At 49.8% G+C, this 14958-nt stretch carries 18 protein-coding genes; 13 read left to right on the top strand and 5 right to left on the bottom strand.

Annotation, left to right across the window (positions count from 1 at the left end; all coding sequences use genetic code 11):
* Positions 1 to 57 precede the first annotated feature (57 nt).
* Complete coding sequence (locus tag NSQ22_RS12925) at positions 58 to 405, top strand: hypothetical protein (RefSeq protein WP_008879882.1); 348 nt, start codon at positions 58 to 60, stop codon at positions 403 to 405.
* A gap of 60 nt (positions 406 to 465) precedes the next feature.
* Here NSQ22_RS12925 and ispG read toward each other — a convergent pair whose 3' ends face one another.
* The 3 genes from ispG to NSQ22_RS12910 form a co-directional block, all read right to left on the bottom strand.
* Positions 466 to 1590, bottom strand: coding sequence for a flavodoxin-dependent (E)-4-hydroxy-3-methylbut-2-enyl-diphosphate synthase (ispG, locus tag NSQ22_RS12920; RefSeq protein ID WP_008879881.1), 1125 nt, complete (start codon positions 1588 to 1590; stop codon positions 466 to 468).
* An 83-nt stretch (positions 1591 to 1673) separates the two neighbouring features.
* Positions 1674 to 1985, bottom strand: coding sequence for a LysM domain-containing protein (locus tag NSQ22_RS12915; protein WP_008879880.1), 312 nt, complete (start codon positions 1983 to 1985; stop codon positions 1674 to 1676).
* Positions 1986 to 2339: 354 nt separating this feature from the next.
* The gene (locus NSQ22_RS12910) at positions 2340 to 3113 is read right to left on the bottom strand and encodes a DUF1189 domain-containing protein (RefSeq protein ID WP_011887820.1); all 774 of its coding nucleotides are present in this window, start codon (positions 3111 to 3113) and stop codon (positions 2340 to 2342) included.
* A 184-nt stretch (positions 3114 to 3297) separates the two neighbouring features.
* Between NSQ22_RS12910 and sodA the strand changes: the two genes are divergently transcribed.
* The 8 genes from sodA to phoU all read left to right on the top strand — a co-directional run bounded on the left by sodA (position 3298) and on the right by phoU (position 12174).
* Complete coding sequence (sodA, locus tag NSQ22_RS12905; RefSeq protein WP_008879878.1) at positions 3298 to 3912, top strand: superoxide dismutase SodA; 615 nt, start codon at positions 3298 to 3300, stop codon at positions 3910 to 3912.
* Between the two features lie 120 nt (positions 3913 to 4032).
* Complete coding sequence (locus tag NSQ22_RS12900) at positions 4033 to 5325, top strand: MFS transporter (protein WP_008879877.1); 1293 nt, start codon at positions 4033 to 4035, stop codon at positions 5323 to 5325.
* Positions 5326 to 5402: 77 nt separating this feature from the next.
* Positions 5403 to 7502, top strand: a complete 2100-nt coding sequence (locus tag NSQ22_RS12895; RefSeq protein ID WP_008879876.1) for a penicillin-binding protein 2 — start codon at positions 5403 to 5405, stop codon at positions 7500 to 7502.
* Between the two features lie 236 nt (positions 7503 to 7738).
* On the top strand, positions 7739 to 8701 hold the full coding sequence (locus NSQ22_RS12890; protein WP_008879875.1) for a phosphate ABC transporter substrate-binding protein PstS family protein: 963 nt from the start codon (positions 7739 to 7741) through the stop codon (positions 8699 to 8701).
* Between the two features lie 85 nt (positions 8702 to 8786).
* Positions 8787 to 9740: a phosphate ABC transporter permease subunit PstC gene (gene pstC / locus NSQ22_RS12885; protein WP_008879874.1), complete on the top strand. Its 954-nt coding sequence runs from the start codon at positions 8787 to 8789 to the stop codon at positions 9738 to 9740.
* Positions 9741 to 9743: 3 nt separating this feature from the next.
* Positions 9744 to 10613, top strand: a complete 870-nt coding sequence (gene pstA / locus NSQ22_RS12880) for a phosphate ABC transporter permease PstA (RefSeq protein ID WP_008879873.1) — start codon at positions 9744 to 9746, stop codon at positions 10611 to 10613.
* A 101-nt stretch (positions 10614 to 10714) separates the two neighbouring features.
* Complete coding sequence (gene pstB, locus NSQ22_RS12875) at positions 10715 to 11497, top strand: phosphate ABC transporter ATP-binding protein PstB (protein ID WP_049756696.1); 783 nt, start codon at positions 10715 to 10717, stop codon at positions 11495 to 11497.
* A gap of 23 nt (positions 11498 to 11520) precedes the next feature.
* On the top strand, positions 11521 to 12174 hold the full coding sequence (gene phoU, locus NSQ22_RS12870) for a phosphate signaling complex protein PhoU (RefSeq protein WP_060476066.1): 654 nt from the start codon (positions 11521 to 11523) through the stop codon (positions 12172 to 12174).
* A 49-nt stretch (positions 12175 to 12223) separates the two neighbouring features.
* Here the strand turns inward: phoU and NSQ22_RS12865 are convergent, their stop codons facing one another.
* Positions 12224 to 12661: an aminodeoxychorismate lyase gene (locus tag NSQ22_RS12865; protein ID WP_008879870.1), complete on the bottom strand. Its 438-nt coding sequence runs from the start codon at positions 12659 to 12661 to the stop codon at positions 12224 to 12226.
* Positions 12658 to 13008 carry a sigma factor-like helix-turn-helix DNA-binding protein gene (locus NSQ22_RS12860; RefSeq protein ID WP_008879869.1) on the bottom strand — a complete coding sequence of 117 codons (351 nt, stop codon included), beginning with the start codon at positions 13006 to 13008 and terminating at the stop codon, positions 12658 to 12660. Before NSQ22_RS12860 ends, NSQ22_RS12865 begins: the two co-directional genes overlap by 4 nt.
* A gap of 150 nt (positions 13009 to 13158) precedes the next feature.
* On the opposite strand from NSQ22_RS12860, the gene rpmG reads away from it, so the two are divergent.
* From rpmG to NSQ22_RS12840, 4 genes are all read left to right on the top strand, one after another.
* A complete protein-coding gene (gene rpmG, locus NSQ22_RS12855) occupies positions 13159 to 13308 on the top strand; it encodes a 50S ribosomal protein L33 (RefSeq protein ID WP_008879868.1) in 150 nt (49 codons plus the stop codon).
* Positions 13309 to 13364: 56 nt separating this feature from the next.
* Positions 13365 to 13934 (top strand): 5-formyltetrahydrofolate cyclo-ligase, encoded by a 570-nt coding sequence (locus NSQ22_RS12850; RefSeq protein ID WP_008879867.1) that lies wholly within the window; start codon positions 13365 to 13367, stop codon positions 13932 to 13934.
* The gene (locus tag NSQ22_RS12845; protein WP_008879866.1) at positions 13924 to 14700 is read left to right on the top strand and encodes a DUF92 domain-containing protein; all 777 of its coding nucleotides are present in this window, start codon (positions 13924 to 13926) and stop codon (positions 14698 to 14700) included. The genes NSQ22_RS12850 and NSQ22_RS12845 overlap by 11 nt, the downstream gene beginning before the upstream one ends.
* Before the next feature lie 75 nt (positions 14701 to 14775).
* The gene (locus tag NSQ22_RS12840) at positions 14776 to 14955 is read left to right on the top strand and encodes a hypothetical protein (RefSeq protein ID WP_008879865.1); all 180 of its coding nucleotides are present in this window, start codon (positions 14776 to 14778) and stop codon (positions 14953 to 14955) included.
* The last annotated feature ends 3 nt before the right edge of the window (positions 14956 to 14958 follow it).

Raw genomic sequence — 14958 nt, 5'->3', positions numbered from 1 at the left:
TGACGGCGGTTTCTCATACTAATAATGCTCCTTACTTTAGGAAAGCGAGGGAAGCATATGGCAGACAACCGCGAGCGCACGTATAATGAAAGTTACGTGCAATCGATCGGAAAAGAGGAACCAGAACGTCCTTTCATGGAAGAAACAGCGGCGGAGATCGCTGAGCCGATCCGTCGACGCGATGAGCGGAACGAAGAGCGAGCAGGCGGCGCCGGGATTGGATGGACCGCTTTAGCGTTGTCCATTATCGCTTTGTTTATGTGGCCGATTTTGTTAGGAGCGGCCGGCATTATTGTCGGTTTTATCGCACGTCGGCGCGGCGCAGAGACGCTTGGAGCGTGGGCCATCGGGATCGGCGTTATCGCCATTCTCGTCCGCTTGTTCATTATGCCGTTTTATACGTAAAAAAAGCGAGGGTGTCCTCAAGCGAGGACGCCCTTTTTTGTTCTTTTGACCGTGTTTCGATTACTCCACGGCATTCCCTTTTAGAGCCGCTTCTTTTTCCTTTTGTTTCGCAAAATATTCCTCAGCCAGCTTGTCGATTTCTTTCTTCAATTCTTCGACCATCTGCTCTTCTGGCACTTTGCGGACAATTTTGCCGTGGCGGAACAACAGGCCTTCGCCACGGGCGCCGGCAATGCCGATATCGGCTTCGCGCGCTTCACCCGGTCCGTTGACGGCGCAACCAAGCACGGCGACTTTGATCGGTGCTTTAATTTTGGCGATATAGTCCTCGATTTCATTGGCGATGCTGATTAAATCGATCTCAATCCGTCCGCACGTCGGGCAGGAAATGAGGGTCGCCGCATTGGAGGCAAGCCCGAACGTTTTTAAAATTTCACGCGCTACTTTCACTTCTTCGACCGGATCGGCACTTAAGGAAATACGGATCGTATTGCCGATGCCTTTGCTTAAAATGGCACCGAGCCCGACCGCGCTTTTAATCGTACCGGAAAAGAGTGTTCCGGCCTCGGTAATGCCGACGTGAAGCGGATAGTCAAACGTGCGCGCCGCTTTTTCATATGCTTCAATGGCGAGACGCACATCGGACGCTTTTAACGAGACAATAATATCGTGAAAATCAAGCTCCTCTAAAATGCGGATATGGTATAAGGCGCTTTCCACCATGCCTTCGGCTGTAGGATATCCGTATTTTTCCAAAATGCGTTTCTCAAGCGACCCGGCGTTGACACCGATACGGATGGGCACGCCGCGTTCTTTTGCGGCTTTGACGACCGCCTCGACTTTCTCTCGGCGCCCAATATTGCCCGGGTTGATGCGAATTTTATCGACGCCGCCTTCGATCGCTTTTAACGCCAATTTATAGTCAAAGTGAATGTCGGCGACAAGCGGGATGTTAATTCGCTTTTTAATTTCTGGTATGGCGTCAGCCGCCCGTTCGTCCGGACAGGCAACGCGGACGATTTGGCAGCCCGCTTCCTCAAGCCGATGAATTTGGGCTACAGTCGCGTCGACATCGTGTGTTTTTGTCGTTGTCATGCTTTGGATAATGACTTCATTGTTGCCGCCGATCGTCAGCGACCCGACGCGGACTGGCCTTGTTTTTGAACGATGGATGATTTCACTCACGGAAATTCGCTCCTTTAAAAACGAGTGCTTTTCTGCACTAAGTTTATCAATAGTGATGGGCATTGACAAGAAATTCGCCACGTTTATTTTTCGTATATCGGAATTTTGTATGTTTTCCCGATTTGAAGAGCATTTGCTTTTGCTTCAGGATTTAGCCTTTCAAAGTCGCGAATCAATGTCTCAATGGAAACGGGGATCGGCCCTTGCTGTTCGCGTTCGGCAATCGATAAGAGCGTGTCGCCGGCTTTGATTTTGACCATCTTATAGGCGGGGATGCTTGTCCTCTCTTGAACAGCCAGAGGTTTCGATGACACTGGAAGTGTTCCGACCGTTAAATCTTTGTACGCAATATAGCCAACAAGGAAGATGATAAGCAACAGAAACCACTTTTTCATTGTATCCCCCAACGCTTTTTTTATGAAATGTATGCTTGTCCGTTCAAAATATGAGAGCTATTCCGTAAAACGTTACAAAATGTTCAGGCGGCGTTGAGATGGATTGACATAATGGAAGAGGAGACGAGGACAGTCATGAGGCAATCATTCGGAAAGATGAGCTAATGAGTTTATTTGTCAGTATTTGGATCTCCTCAGTCGGGAAGGTTAGCGCGATGTTGTATGTAAAAGCGAAACGTGAGACGATGCGTAGATCGGATTAAGATCGTTGGGCTCGGTCAAATGGTGGGGGGAAAGATATCGCACAGTTTGAAATGGCCGGATAAAAAAAGCCGCCAAGGATAGGCTTGGCGGCTAACTGTTCGCCCGCGCGGCCGGCACTTCCTTAATGGCCAAAAAGAGGACAGCGAGCGAAACGAACCAATGAATAAATGTGCTGTAAGGCACGATCGTTTGAACAGTTTCCATCAAAGTAAAAAAGATGGTCGACAACGTAATGGCGTAAGCTGCCATGATCCATGTATGGCGGTAGCGAAGCTTTTTGTCTAACATGCCGGCAAAAAGGAGACCGAACAAGGCGAATACGCACACACCGATGAATTTCCCCAAACAGGCGAGCACGTATAAGACAAGACCGAAAAGTGGAATAAGCACGGGGAGAAGTGACTGCAAGCTGGTGATAAACGTATGCACATCTTCATCAGTGATGGTCACGTCGGGAAAAGTCGCATAGCTGTAATGCTGCGCTTGGTGGCTGGCGACGAGCACAGCTTCATGTTTCAACAAAGCGATGGCGTTTGGAAATCGCTCTACTTCCTCTCTCGTCACTTCACCCGTGCTGTCAAAAATGATTGTAAACCCGCCTTGGTCAATATGGATCGGTTCGGTTGCTGCTGACTGAAGCTCCCCGTTTTCAATCGAAAAGGGTGGGAGGTCGTTACGCAGCAAAGCGCTCGTTGTGCGAATGCTCTCGGCTAGTGACGTCGAAGCATAGTAAAAAGTCGGAAGAACGGATAAAAGCGTCAGTAAAAACAAATAGCCAATTGTTTTTCCAATCCCTTGAAATCGAAAACGAGCGATATCTTTTGGGGAATACAGACTTTTCCATAATTGGACAAATACGTTCATCATGGCCACACCTTTCCTTTTCTCCATTTTCCATTGTATATGTTGAGAAAAGGGAATTCAACTGTGAGTGCTTTCGGCCATCAGCAGACAAGCAAATTCATTGAAACATTGTGGTAATTTTGGTAAGCTAATTTTACATGGACGGCACTACGTCCGCATTACATAACAAAAGGAGGAGATTTGCATGCCATTTGAACTGCCGGCATTGCCGTATGCGTACGATGCGCTCGAGCCGCATATCGACAAAGAAACGATGACCATTCACCACACGAAGCATCATAACACGTACGTGACGAACTTAAATGCAGCGCTTGAAGGACACGCTGATTTGCAAAACAAATCGCTTGAAGAATTGCTCAGCAATTTGGAAGCCCTTCCTGAAAGCATTCGCACTGCAGTGCGCAACAACGGCGGCGGCCATGCGAACCATTCGCTGTTCTGGACGATTTTGTCTCCAAACGGCGGTGGTGAGCCGACAGGCGAACTGGCTGAAGCCATCAACAAAAAATTCGGTAGCTTTGCGGCGTTTAAAGACGAGTTTTCGAAAGCAGCCGCTGGCCGTTTTGGTTCCGGCTGGGCATGGCTTGTCGTCAACAACGGCGAGCTGGAAATTACGAGCACGCCAAACCAAGACTCGCCGATCATGGAAGGCAAAACGCCGATCCTCGGTTTGGACGTTTGGGAGCATGCTTACTACCTGAAATATCAAAACCGTCGTCCGGAATACATCGCGGCGTTCTGGAACGTCGTCAACTGGGACGAAGTAGCAAAACGATACAGCGAAGCGAAAGCAAAATAAGTAGATCCACGATGAAAAAAGCGGGGCGAATGAGTCGCCCCGTTTTTTTCATTAACTTAAAAGTGCATAGCAGCAGCGGAAATGGTCACACTACCGGATAGATGAAAAGGGGAGTTTGCGATGTCATTATTTGAAAAATTGACTGGCCAAGAACGGGTGGACCGTGATTTGCTGCTGCTTCTTTTTATCGGTGGGTTTTATTCGCTTGCTGTATCGCTGTCAAATACGTTTGTCAACATTTATCTATGGAAACAGACCGGTGATTTTCGAGACTTGGCGCTGTATAATTTGGCGGTCGTCATCATGCAGCCGCTGACGTTTATATTCGCCGGCCGGCTGGCGAAACAGATCGACCGCATTCTCATCCTACGGCTTGGGGTGTCGTGTTTAGCCGTTTTTTTTGTCACCGTTTTGCTTGTTGGTTCCCGCGCCCATCAATATTTGCTCTTTCTCGGCGCACTGTTGGGGATCGGCTATGGCTTTTATTGGCTGGCGTTTAACGTGTTGACATTTGAAATTACGGAACCAGAGACGCGCGACTTTTTTAACAGTTTCTTCGGAGTGCTGACATCATCAGCCGGCATGATCGGACCGATTGCCGCCGGTTATATGATCTCATCGCTCGCCGGTCTGAAAGGGTATACGCTCGTTTTCTCGATGTCACTTGGCTTGTTTATTATCGCTGTACTGCTCAGCTTCTTTCTCAAACGTCGCACAGCGGCGGGAAAATATTTATTTGTTCACATTTTAAAGGAACGCAATAAAAACCGGAACTGGCGGCTCATTACGAATGCGCACTTTTTTCAAGGATTGCGTGAAGGTTCGTTTGTGTTCGTCATTTCGGTGTTGGTGTATGTCACCTCGAACAGCGAATGGGCGCTTGGCAAGTATGGGCTCGTCAATTCATTTACATCGTTTGTCGCCTATTATGCGGTTTCCCGGCTGATGAAACGGGAATATCGGATGAAAGCCATTTTATTAGGCGGGCTGTTGCTATATGCAGCTATTTTTCTTATTGTCTTTCAGCCGTCTTACCCCCGCTTGATTATTTATGCTGCCACGATCGCCATCGCTTACCCGCTTTTGCTCGTTCCGTATTCATCGTTAACGTTTGATGTGATAGGTAAAAGTTGGAAATCAGCAGAAGCGCGTGTTGAGTACATTGTCGTCCGCGAGCTGTTTTTGAACGTTGGGAGGGTGGCATCGATTTTAGCCTTTTTAGCGGCAATGGCACTCTTCGGGGAAAAGATCGGCATTCGCGTTCTCATGTTTGTGTGTGGGGCTGGACATTTGGTGATTTACTGGTTTGTCCGTCGCATTCGCTTCACGGATGGCCACCCGGAGCGGGATCGACAAGAGCCGCTTCTGCTTCGGACGAAACTGGCCGGCGAACGGGGCGGTCCGTCGGGGTAAAAGGGTTGCCCATGTTTTTCCCTAGCCATGCCTGCCTTTTTCTTTTACAATAGGGAGAGGGAAAGGAGGACCGGGGGATGAAACGGAAAAAGCGGGCGCAAGTACCGATTCGTTTAAACATTTTGTTTTTCTTTGTCTTTTTATTGTTTTCGGCGCTGATTTTACGCTTGGGCGTCGTGCAAATTGTGTATGGGGAGGATTACCGCCGCGAAGTGGAACGGACGCAGGATCAGATTGTCAGCACGCCGGTGCCACGCGGCAAAATTTACGATCGGTTCGGCCAGGTGATCGTCGATAATACGCCGCAAAAAGCGATTACGTACACGCGCTCAAAAACGACCCAACCGGAAGAAATATTGGAAGTGGCGAAAAAGCTCGCCCAATATATCGATATTCCAGATGCAGAAGAAAAAGTGACCGAGCGCGATATGAAAGACTATTGGATTTTGACTCACCCAGACGAGGCGAAAAAGAAAGTGAGCGAACGAGAACGAAAAGCGCTCGCTGATCAAGGGTTGACGCAAAAAGAGATCGACAAAAAAGTGTATGAGTGGACGCTCGATCGCATTACGAAGCAAGATCTAGAGCAAATTTCCAAAGCAGAACTTGAAGTGATCGCCATTAAGCATGAGATGGAAAGCGGTTATGCGCTGACGCCGCAAATAGTGAAAAGCAAAGGGGTGACTGACCGCGAATATGCGGTCGTCAGTGAGCATTTGAGCGAGCTGCCTGGTGTCAACACTACCGTTGACTGGGAGCGGAAGTACATCTATGACAACACGTTTCGCTCTGTGCTCGGAAGCGTGACAGAAGAAGATGAGGGCGTCCCGCGCGAGCGGCTCGACCACTTTTTAGCCCGCGATTACAGTCGCAACGACCGCGTCGGCAAAAGCTACTTGGAGATGCAGTATGAAGAAGTGCTGCACGGCAAAAAGGCGAAAGTAAAAAACATTGTTGACAAATCGGGCAACATCGTCTCGGTTGAGCAAGTGTCCCCAGGTGAGCGCGGCAAAGATCTCGTTTTGACGATCGATGCCGAGCTGCAGCAAAAAGTGGAACAAATTATCCAAGAAGAGATTTTGGCGACGAAGCGGAAAGGGCGTTCGCCACTGTTGGATCGGGCGTTCGTCGTCATGATGAATCCGAAAACAGGCGAAGTGCTGGCGATGGCCGGCAAACTGCTCCAAGACGGCAAGTTTGTTGACTTTGCCATCGGCAATATTACATCAGCTTATGCGATGGGGTCGGCGGTGAAAGGGGCAACGGTGCTCACCGGCTTCCAAACGGGAGTGCTCCATCCGAATACGTATATTCGGGATGAGCCGCTGCATATTAAGGGAACTCCAGTTAAAAAATCTTGGAAAACGATGGGGACCATTAATGAGCTGACAGCTCTTAAGCAGTCATCGAACGTTTATATGTTTAAAACAGCGATCGCTATTGGCGGCGGTACATACCGTCCGAATCAATCGCTTAAGATCAATCCAGATGCATTTACGACGATTCGCCATTATTTCAGCCAATTCGGCTTGGGCGTGAAAACCGGCATCGATTTGCCGAACGAATTGGGCGGTTTCCAAGGCCAAAGTACGCGCGGCGGGTTTTTGCTTGACTTGTCGATCGGTCAGTATGACATGTATACGCCAATGCAGTTGGCACAATACGTCTCAACGATCGCCAACGGCGGCTACCGGATGAAGCCGCTCCTTGTCAAAGAAATCCGCGATCCGTCCATTGACGGAAAAACGCCTGGCCGGACTATTCAACAGTTTGAGCCGGTCGTCTTAAACCGCGTTGATATGAAGACTGAATACATTCAACGTGTGCAGGAAGGATTCCGCCGTGTCATGCAAGAGCCGGGCGGAACGGCGTATTCGTATTTCGCCAATGCTTCGTACAAGCCAGCCGGTAAAACAGGGACGGCCGAAGCGTTTTATGATGGGCCGATTAAAAGCCGACGCAATGATCCGACATACAATTTGACACTCGTCGGCTATGCACCGTATAACGACCCGCAAGTATCGTTCGCTATCGTTGTCCCATGGGCGACGCAGGGGGATAGCGATGGCATTAACAACCGGATCGGCCGTCGCATTTTAGATGCTTATTTTGACTTGAAGGCGAAACGAACGGCTGGGGAAACGACGGCTACTGATGCAGAGACAAACGAACAATGACCATTGAAGCTGATTCGATCAGGATATTTTCCGGTCGGATCGGCTTTTTTTATTTTCTTGCTCGGCGAAAGAGCATTAGAACATGGGCGAATGGGGGAGGTATTTAAAGAGGGGGAACCGATCTGATGAGAACGATTGGAGTTTATATAATCTTAACATTCCGTTTAAACCTCGTTAATAGCCTTCACTTATGATAGGACATGTAAGAGAAAACGAATGGTGTAGGGGGAAAATCGATGAACAAATGGAAACGGCTCATGTTGTCCGGTGTGCTCAGCGGGATGATGGTGTTCGTTGCCGCCTGTGGCGGAGGGAACAAAGCAGGGGGAAATGATGCCGAAGGTGAGTCTGCATCGGAACTGTCAGGCGAAGTGATCATGGATGGCTCTTCGACTGTCTATCCGATTGCGGAGGCAGCCGCTGAAGAATATATGGCTGAACAGCCGAATGTGAAAGTGTCTGTCGGCATGTCGGGAACGGGCGGTGGATTTGAAAAATTCAGCAAAGGGGAAAGCGATTTTTCAAACGCTTCCCGTCCGATCAAAGAGGAAGAGAAACAAGCAGCCGCTGCCAACGACATCGAATTTCAAGAGTTTCAACTCGCTTATGATGGGCTTTCTGTCATTGTCAATAAAGAAAACGACTGGGTTGACTACTTGACGGTAGATGAGCTGAAAAAAATGTGGACGGAAGACGGCAAGGTGAAAAAATGGTCGGATATCCGCTCGGGATGGCCGGATGAAGAAATTCAATTTTTCTCGCCTGGTCATGATTCCGGAACGTACGACTACTTTGATGAAGTGATTCTTGAAGGAAAAGAAATGGTCAAAACCGCTCAACTTTCTGAGGACGATAATATCCTCGTTCGTGGAGTCGAAGGGGATCGATACGCGATTGGTTACTTCGGCTATGCGTATTACTTGGAAAATAAAGATAAGCTGAAGATTGTGCCAATCGATGCCGGCAACGGTCCGATCGAGCCAACGAACGAGACGATTGAGACGGGAAAATATACTCCGCTTTCGCGTCCGCTATTTACGTATGTGAACGTCAAATCTTTGAAAGAAAAACCGCAAGTGTATGATTACATGGAGTTCTTGTTGGAAACAGCTGGGGATTTAGCCGAAGAAGTCGGTTATGTCCGCCTACCGGAGGAAAAGTATAAGGAACAACTTGAAACGTTGCAAGGGTTGAAATAAGTTTCGTTAGGCCGGCGACAACGGATGTCTGTCGGCCTAGACTTGTGACTGCGGTTGGAATATGTCGGAAAGGAGTTTTCGATTTATGGGGATTCCAACAAATCAAGAACAGCCGTTCTCGGTGCGGGAGATGATTGTCGAAAATCAAAGGCGGCAACATTGGCCGAAAAGGATGGAAAAGATCGCGCCCAAGCTCCTTTTTACATTGGCGGCACTCTCCGTGCTCGTGACGCTTGGTATTTTGTTTACCCTTCTTTTTGAGACAATCGAATTTTTCCGCCGGGTATCGATCGTTGAGTTTGTCACGAGCAAAGAGTGGCTTCCGTGGAACGAGGAACACGGATCGTTCGGGGTGGCTCCGCTTGTGACCGGCACGTTGCTGACAACCGGTATCGCTATGCTTTTTGCTGTTCCGATTGGGCTCGCTTCGGCCATTTACTTGAGCGAGTACGCATCGGAGCGGACGCGGCGAATCATCAAACCGGCACTCGAAGTGCTTGCGGGCATTCCGACCATCGTTTACGGCTTTTTTGCCCTGACGATCGTAACGCCGTTATTGCAAAACGTCATTCCAGACCTAGAGATTTTTAATGCGCTCAGTCCGGGACTTGTGATGGGGATTATGATCATTCCGATGATTGCCTCGCTGTCGGAGGACGCGATGAGTGCCGTGCCGAATTCGATTCGCGAAGGCGCTCTTGCGCTTGGCGCGACAAAGCTCGAAGTGGCGCTTAAGGTCGTGCTTCCTGCCGCTGCTTCGGGAGTGATCGCTTCAGTGATTTTAGGCATTTCCCGGGCGGTTGGTGAAACGATGATCGTCGCGGTAGCCGGCGGATCGTCGCCGGAATTTACGTTTGATGTCACGAAGTCGATTCAAACATTGACGGCTTATATCGTCCAGGTGACAACGGGCGACGCCGGCTACGGGACAACGATTTATTACAGCATTTACGCGGTCGGGATGACACTCTTTCTTTTTACATTGGTGATGAATATATTAGCGCAATACATTTCCCGTCGGTTTAGGGAGGAGTATTAAAAAATGGATAAACTGCTCGTTTCGAAGAGGATGAAAGGAAGGCTGGTGCAAAACGCCATCTTGCAAGCCATTTTCTTTTTCGCAACCGTTTTGGGGTTAATTGCTCTTATGTTGTTATTATCCCATGTCGTTATGCAGGCGATTGGCTGGCTGGATGGTGATTTTTTAAACAACTTTCCTTCACGTCGGCCGGAAGAGGCTGGGATGAAGTCCGGACTGATCGGCTCTCTTTGGCTGATGATGATCGTTGCACCGGTTTCGTTTATTTTAGGAGTCGGAACCGCCATTTACTTGGAAGAATACGCGCTCAAAAACCGATTTACCGCTTTTATTCAAACGAATATTTCCAATCTGACCGGTGTACCGTCGATTGTGTTTGGTTTGCTCGGATTGACGATTTTCGTCCGTGAGCTCGGGCTTGGGCGTAGTGTTCTCGCTGCCGGATTGACCATGAGTTTACTCGTTTTCCCAGTGATCGTCGTCGCTGCCCAAGAGGCGATCCGTGCGGTTCCTCAGCAGTTGCGGGAAGCTTCATATGCCATGGGAGCGACGAAATGGCAAACGATTTGCCGGGTTGTGCTGCCAGCGGCGCTGCCAGGGATGCTGACGGGGGCTATTTTGGCGCTTTCCCGTGCTGTCGGGGAAACCGCACCGCTTGTGGTGCTCGGAATTCCGACGTTTATCGCCTACCTGCCGAGCGGCGTGTTAGACACGTTTACCGTTATGCCGCTGCAAATTTATAACTGGACAGGGCGGCCGCAGGAAGAATTTCAACATGTGGCAGCCGCAGGAATTGTCGTCTTGCTCGGCTTTCTCATTATGATGAATTCGGTCGCAGTGTTGATTCGCAACAAATTTCAAAAGCGATTTTAATTTCATGAACGGGAAATGAGCGAAAGGAGACCGATAAGATGATGGCAACAAAAACAAAAGAAACAAAGGTTGCTCCCCTGACTGTCGGATCAGCCGCGGCGATGCCGACGGCCGAGAGTGGCGAAGCGAAAGGAGTCGTGTACGAGACGAAAGATTTGAATTTATGGTATGGAGAGCACCATGCGCTAAAACATATTCATTTAACGATTTACGAAAATAAAGTGACAGCGATTATCGGGCCATCGGGATGCGGAAAATCGACCTATATTAAAACGTTGAACCGAATGGTTGAGCTCGTGCCGAACGTCCGCATCGCCGGCCATCTTGCCTACCGCGGGCGCAATATTTTTGATCCGTCCTATCCAGTCGAACAGCTGCGGACACAAATCGGCATGGTGTTTCAAAAGCCAAACCCGTTTCCGAAATCGATTTATGACAATATTGCTTACGGTCCTCGTATTCACGGCATCCGCAATAAAAAAGTGCTCGATGAAATTGTCGAAAAAAGCTTGCGCGGGGCGGCGCTTTGGGATGAGGTAAAAGACCGGCTTCGCGATCATGCTTACGGTTTATCTGGAGGGCAGCAGCAACGCCTGTGCATCGCCCGCTGTTTGGCAATCGAACCGGACGTCATTTTAATGGATGAGCCGACTTCGGCGCTCGACCCGATTTCGACGCTAAAAATCGAAGAACTTATCCAAGAATTGAAAAAACAATACAGCATTATTATTGTGACCCATAATATGCAGCAGGCGGCGCGCATTTCAGACAAAACAGCATTTTTCTTGAACGGGGAAGTGATTGAGTACGCAGAGACGAGCAAGCTGTTTTCGAATCCTGCCGACCGGCGTACGGAAGATTACATTACCGGCCGTTTCGGGTAAAAACAAAGGAGGCAAGCAAAGAAATGCGTGAAACGTTTGCTGATGATTTACGGGCGTTGCATAACAAGCTGATCGAAATGGGACGGTTAACAGAAGTGGCACTGCAACAGGCGATTGAATCGTTTCAAACGCAAAACAAAAAGTTGGCGATGGCGGTTATTGACGGAGACGGTTCAATTGATAAGTTCGAGGAGGAAGTGAATGATTTCGCATTATGGCTCATTGCGAAACAGCAGCCGGTCGCGACTGATTTGCGCCGTATCGTCGCCGCAATCAAAATCGCGAGCGATATCGAACGAATCGCCGATTTTGCTGTGAATATCGCTAAGGCATGCATCCGCATCGGCGGCCAGCCGTTTGTGATTGATATTCGCCCGTTCGTGTTGATGCATCGCCTGGCCACAGACATGGTATCGACGGTGATTGCTGCGTACGATCAGGAAGATGTGTCGTTGGCTGCACAAATTGCCGATATGGACCATCAAGTCGATGAACAGTACGGAGAACTGATGAAGTCGTTGCTTGAGATGGAGAAAACGGACAAAGAGGCGCTGGCGCAAATGAACGTGCTTGCCCTCGTCGCTCGATATATGGAGCGGACGGCGGATCATGCGACCAATATTGCTGAACATCTCATTTACCTTGTCAAAGGGAAGCATTACGACTTGAATGACTGACAGTATAAATGTAAGGAGGCGTCCTGGCAGGCGCCTCCTTTTGGCTGAATTATGGGCTGGTAATGAGGCGGCTGATCGCCGCATAATCCATATCGCTGCGCACATTGTAGGCGCCGGGGCGGATCAAATGCGCCAGCCCACGCTTCTGCAAATAGTCATTGAACGAGCGAGCGCTGTCGATGATGTGGGCAGCCTCAAGCTCTTTGGCGAACGCTTCCGGCGTATCCCCTTTTTCAATCACAAGGCGGTACACATAAACGGTTTGCACCGATTGTTTCGGCGGCTGTTCGACCGACGCCTTCGATTGGGTGCTTAAGAGCTTGTCGTATTCGTCCTTCGTGACAGCGACGAGCTCATGTTGTTGAAGGTACGCCTTGACGTCCACATCGGTCGACTCAGGCGGAGGGGAAGTGTAATATGCGGCGCCGATAATCGACGTCGAAACAAGCAAGCCAAAGGCGAAAGAACGTATCGTCCGCTTTCTCATCGCTGCAATCTCCTTATCGCCCGCTCGACTTCAGGAACAGTCAAGCCGGTTTCTTGCGCGATCTCATCGAGAGGAAACCCTTGTTTATGTAAAAGCAAGACGCGTCGATCGGTCGCCGATAATGCTCCCCCACGGCGAGGTGAAGCTGAACGCCGGCGCTCGGGGATAAGCAGCTCTTCTTCAATGACTTGCAGTCGCTTTTTCATTTGGTACGTTTCTTGGGCGAGCGAAACGGTCAACTGCTCGATTTGTTCTTCGAGCGGTTTTAATTCGTCTTTGGCAAAAAACGAGATGATGAGCAAAAGAATCGATAAAACCGCTAAAGCGATGACTGCGTATTCTACCATTGTCCATCCCTCCTTTTTTCACTATATCATATCAATCTTTGTTTGTGGCCAGTCTTATTGAAAAAGATAAAATTTAGAGGTGGAAATCACCACAAAAAAATGCTATCATAGAAAGGTCTGATTATATAAAGCACGTTTGGAGGGAAAAAGATGCGCGTGAACATTACATTAGCATGCACAGAATGCGGCGAACGCAATTACATTTCGTCCAAAAATAAACGCAACAATCCAGAGCGTCTGGAGCTGAAAAAATATTGCCCGCGGGATCGCAAAGTCACGTTGCACCGTGAAACGAAGTAAGCAGTAGGAAGATCATTCCTGCTGCTTTTATCTTTATGCTGAAAAGGGGGAAGACGATGGATTGCAAACGGGAACTGCGCCGCCGGATGGTTGATCGCCTTCGGCAGCTTTCACCCGCCGAGAAACAGGCATATGATCGGCAAATTGCCGCTTATTTATACCGGTGGCGGCAATGGCAAGAGGCCAAAGTCGTTGCCATCACGATAGCAAAAGAGACGGAAGTGGACACTGTGCCGATCATCGAACGAGCTTGGCAAGAAGGAAAAACGGTCGGTGTGCCAAAATGCAATCCAATGACAAAAACGATGACGTTCCGGCAAATTGCATCGTTCGCCCAACTTGAGAAGGCGTATGCCGGATTGCTCGAGCCGATCGAAGAACAAACAACGGCGCTCGGCCGCGATGAGTTTGATCTCATCATCGTTCCGGGCGTATGTTTCACGAAAACCGGCTACCGAATCGGCTATGGGGGCGGGTATTACGACCGGTATTTGCAGGGGATAACGGCGACGACCGCGGCGCTCGCCTATTCGTTTCAAGTGGTTGAAGACATTCCTGTCGAGGATCACGATGTGCCGGTCGAGTTTATGATTACCGATCAAGGGGTTATTCATTGTGGGCGATGAATGGTGGTATGCGGCTGCCTCTGTCATCGCAGCTGGTGGCGGATGGCTATTGCGGTCGCTGTCTGTCTCAGGGGCAGCGGCGACCGTTGTCGTCGGCACGCTGGTCGGATGCGGCTTTTCTTGGGGCGGATTATGGTTGTTAGGGCTCTTTTTTGCCAGCTCCAGCTTCTTTAGCAACGCCGGGAAGAGGAAAAAAGCAAAGATGGCTGGAAAATTGGCCAAAGGTGGGCGGCGTGATGCTGTCCAGGTGCTTGCCAACGGCGGAGTGCCAGCTGTTTTGGCGCTGTTGGCGCTGTTACGTCCTGATCCGGTATGGAATGAGCTGTTCGTTGTTGCCGTCGCAGCAGCGAACGCTGACACGTGGGCATCGGAAATCGGCGCCTTGAGCCGACGGCCGCCGCGGGCATGGCCGAGCTTTCAGCCGGTGGAAGCTGGCACTTCGGGAGCGGTGACGCTCCTTGGCACGGTTGCTTCCCTCGCTGGGGCGCTGTTCATCGCTGCTGCCGGTGCACATTTCCTGCATACTACGCCATTTTTAACGATTGCGTTGTTCGGCTGGTTCGGCAGCTGGCTGGACACATGGCTTGGTGCCGCTTGGCAGTCCGCCTACCGCTGCCTGGTATGTGGGGCAGCCACAGAACGGAAATGGCATTGTGGGCAAAGGACGATCCATGTGAAAGGATGGCGTTGGCTTGACAACGATGCAGTCAACGCGTTGTCGATCATTGGCGCGGTGCTCGCCGCTGCGTTCGTGTTCGTGCGCTGATGAATGCGCTTCATAATTAAGGAGAAAAAGGGAAAAAGAATAACGAACGTATCATATGATGAAGGGGGAGCACCAATGAACAAATGGGCGTATTCACTATTGGTTGTTGCTGTCGGATGGCTTGCCTACCGTTACCGTTACCGGATGGCCGACTGGGCATTGCGCATTCCGTCGCTGCGAAAACAGCTCATCCGGTTTGCGCTCAACATTCCTGCGGTACGCGGTGCTCTTGTCTCGCAAATGTTGCGCCCGTGAGGC

The organism is Geobacillus sp. FSL K6-3411 (genome assembly GCF_037965715.1).
Taxonomy (GTDB): Bacteria; Bacillota; Bacilli; order Bacillales; family Anoxybacillaceae; genus Geobacillus; species Geobacillus thermodenitrificans.
The sequence above is the reverse complement of the archived record's forward strand: the minus strand, read 5'-3'. Positions and strand labels throughout refer to the sequence as shown.